Consider the following 3,327-nt stretch of genomic DNA (forward strand, 5'->3'; position numbering starts at 1 on the left):
AAGAATGAAAAAGAAAAAGCTGGTGGACTCGGGAAGGACGTCCACCAGCAATAATTTCCAAGAACCAATTTAACCCATTCTCCCGGCCAGGTCAACTTCAAAAAACAAAAAATTAAAAAAAATCCCAAGTGACACATTTTTGCCACACATATGCCACATTACCGGCACACAAACGCCCCACTAAAGAATTTGTCTGTTATCCAGGTTTTCCCAGGGTTAAACATCCGCACAAAATCTTATTTTGTAAAGCTACCTCTCACCAAGTGCAGATTGGATAATATCTACGATTGGAGCGAAGAAATAACTAATTAGTCGGCGTTTGCCCGTAGTAATATCAACGACGGCTGTCATTCCTGGACGTAAAGCAAACTGTGCTGGACCATTTTTCAGTTCACCTGTTTCTGGTGTTACACGCACCTGATAAGCCCAAGCACCGCCTGCTACTTCGGTTGAGTCTGCCGCTATATCTGACACCACACCCACTAGAAAACCGAAGCGTTCGGATGGATAAGCGTCAAGATTGATGTTGGCGATCTGTCCAACTTCAACAAAACCGATATCATAATTGTTAAAAAGTGCTTCAATTTCAACATCCTGATCTTCTGGTACAATGCTCAGCACCTGCTCACTGCCCTTTGCCACTGCTCCAATTGTAAATACTTTCAACTGATCCACGACACCATCCATCGGAGCTGTCAACTGTGCCCCAATTATCCGCCGTTCAGCGATGCGCGATTGCTCTTGTAATGTCTTCAGACGCGCTTCGATATCGGATTTTCGCTGCAGAAGGAGGCTTCGCTGTGCGCTTATAATACTGCGTCGTTCAGCCCGGAGGCCAGTCTCTTGACTACGCTTTTGATTTAGTTCGCGTAGATACACTTGGCGTTCTTTCTCCAAGGCTGTAAAAGCTTCCTCAACATCAAGAAATGCTGACCGGCTAGATATACCTTGCCCCAATAACTCCTGTGCTATTTTCAAACGTTCAGCTTGAATGGCGATAGCAGCTTCGATCCGATCTATGTTTGCTTGCGTCACAGAAATCGAGCGTTCGTTAATGGTAATCCTTGCCGTGTTCTGAGACAGCATCGCTTGCAAGTCCTCAACCTCAGCGACAAGCAATCGGGCTTGTTCGGCATAGAAATCATGCTTCGCATTGGCACTTTCAGCGAAAGCGCGAAGGGTTTCTCTAGAAAAACTTTCCGTTTGAATATTCCCAATATCAATGCTTGACACTAAAGCAGTGATTCGTGCCCGTTCAATTTGAAGCCGTACGATTTCGGCGGTGATAGTATTCAACTCTGCCTCAGCATCAGTTGTGTCCAGTTCAACGAGTATATCTCCTTGGTGCACTGTTGACCCATTTCGTATGTGAATTGCGGTGATCTTACCATCAAATTCGGGTTGGACAATCTGGACCCGGCTTAATGGCACAACCTTTCCCTGTCCACGCGCGACGACCTCTACCTTAAAAAAGCAAGCCATGACAACAATGACAATAAAAACAAAAATTATGAACCAGATGGTTACATGAAGGGTCGGAGATGTGATCTTTATTTGTGGGGCTGTTTCGGTCATAACAATTTCTCGAAATCAATGATCTGATCCGGCTGTCCAAACACATCTGGCCTGTGTGTGATGATGATCAGCGTTGTTGTGGCCTTCAGTCGCTTAAGTTCCTCTGCCATCATGCTTTGTGCAAGATCGTCCAGAGCACTTGTTGGTTCATCAAAAATGATGACCTTGGGCTTCTTGACCAGGGTTCGTGCAATCGCAATGCGTTGCCTCTGTCCGCCAGACAGTGTCGATCCACGCTCCCCTATGTCTGTATCAAGTCCCATTGGCAAACGAGCAACAAATGTATCCGCCGCCGAGATTTTCAACACCATTTCAAGTTCCGCTTCCGTTACCGCCTCGTTGCCGATTAGTAGGTTATCTCGGAGCGTTCCTGAAAAAAGATATGGTTCCTGTGGAATATATGCGATCTTGGTGCGGACATCATGCGGTTCATAATTTGCGATATTCTCACCATCCAAGAGAACCCTCCCATTTGAGGGCACATCAATACCCGAAGCCAATCGCCCGAATGTGGATTTGCCTATACCAGACGGCCCCACAACCAAAGTCAGAGAGTTCGGAGCTGCCTCAAAATTGAATTTTTTGAGGATTGGTCGATCTTGTATGTAAGAAAAATCTACATTTTCAAACGTCAAACGTGGCTCGATATCAGGAAATAGTCCTGGTCGAGCATTGAAGGGTTCCATATCGGAGCTAACAATATCACCAAGCCTCTGGCGGGAAACTTTTATGTTTTGCCAGTTTTCCCAAAGTTTGGAAAAATTGGCTATGGGGTCTGTGACCTTTTCTGCAAGAAGATGGAAAGCAATGAGCTGCCCAAGAGTGATTTCACCAGCAAAAACCAGATGTGCCCCAAAGTAGATAATCGAGATCGTCACACCCCGCTCAATTACGAATGTTAGCTTATCGCTGAAGATGTTTAGAATGCCGACCCGGTAACTCGCAAAAAGGCTGTTGCCCAGAGTTTTGTTCAACCGTTCCAGCATCTTGCCCTCGGCACTAAGAGCTTTCACCGCTGCGATGCCCGAGATGTTTTCAACCATCTGGGTTTGGTGCTTTGCGCCTGCATCAAACTGAACGCGCAACCGTCGACGCAGGAATGGGCCAAAGCCAAAATAAACCAAAAACTGCAATGGAAGGGCTACGAGCACAATCATTGTAAGCGGCACAGATAGAGACAGGAGCACGCCTATGTAGATCACCACGAACAGGAGGTCAAGGAATACTCCTGTCGTAGTTCCAACAAGAAAGTTACGGATCGTATCGGTTTCACTGACTCGCGCGATTGTTTCACCAACGGACCATTTACGGAAATGGCTGAAAGGTAGCTTGAACAGGTGGTCGAATATGCGCGATCCGAATTCGCGTGTAACCTGATTGGCTGTCAGTATGCCAAGCAGGCTCGACAGTACCTCAAAACCCATCTGGAACAGGCTCACAGCCACGAAAATCGCAACAACTACTATGAGGGATGCTTCCCGTTGAAAAGGAAGAATACGGTCAATGATCACTTGGAAAATAAATGGCTCGACCAAACCGATAAGGCGTACGCAAATCGCAATGAAAACCAATTCAATGTAAAGTGGTGTATATTTCCAAAGGGACTGGGTAAACCATGAGAGCGGGATTTCCCGCCCGTTATCATTATCCTCTAGGGACATTGCCGCACATGCTCTATTTCGGTAATGACACATGCTCCTGGAAGGGCATTGGCGTCCGGGCTCGCGGCGACAACAATCAGATTACTACCTT

Annotated in this window: 2 protein-coding genes; both read right to left on the reverse strand. The window is 46.5% G+C overall.

The genetic code is table 11. The features are described from left to right. Positions 1-249 precede the first annotated feature (249 nt). Positions 250-1,575, reverse strand: coding sequence for an HlyD family type I secretion periplasmic adaptor subunit (locus OXH16_19875; protein ID MCY3683664.1), 1,326 nt, complete (start codon positions 1,573-1,575; stop codon positions 250-252). Beyond that, positions 1,572-3,236, reverse strand: a complete 1,665-nt coding sequence (locus OXH16_19880) for a peptidase domain-containing ABC transporter (protein MCY3683665.1) — start codon at positions 3,234-3,236, stop codon at positions 1,572-1,574. The genes OXH16_19875 and OXH16_19880 overlap by 4 nt, the downstream gene beginning before the upstream one ends. Positions 3,237-3,327 lie beyond the last annotated feature (91 nt).

This window comes from Gemmatimonadota bacterium (genome assembly GCA_026705765.1).
Lineage (GTDB): Bacteria > Latescibacterota > UBA2968 > UBA2968 > UBA2968 > VXRD01.

Coding starts and splice junctions, on each gene's coding strand:
- OXH16_19875 (MCY3683664.1), bottom strand. CDS start 1,575: ATGACCGAAACAGCCCCACAAATAAAGATCACATCTCCGACCCTTCAT.
- OXH16_19880 (MCY3683665.1), bottom strand. CDS start 3,236: ATGTCCCTAGAGGATAATGATAACGGGCGGGAAATCCCGCTCTCATGG.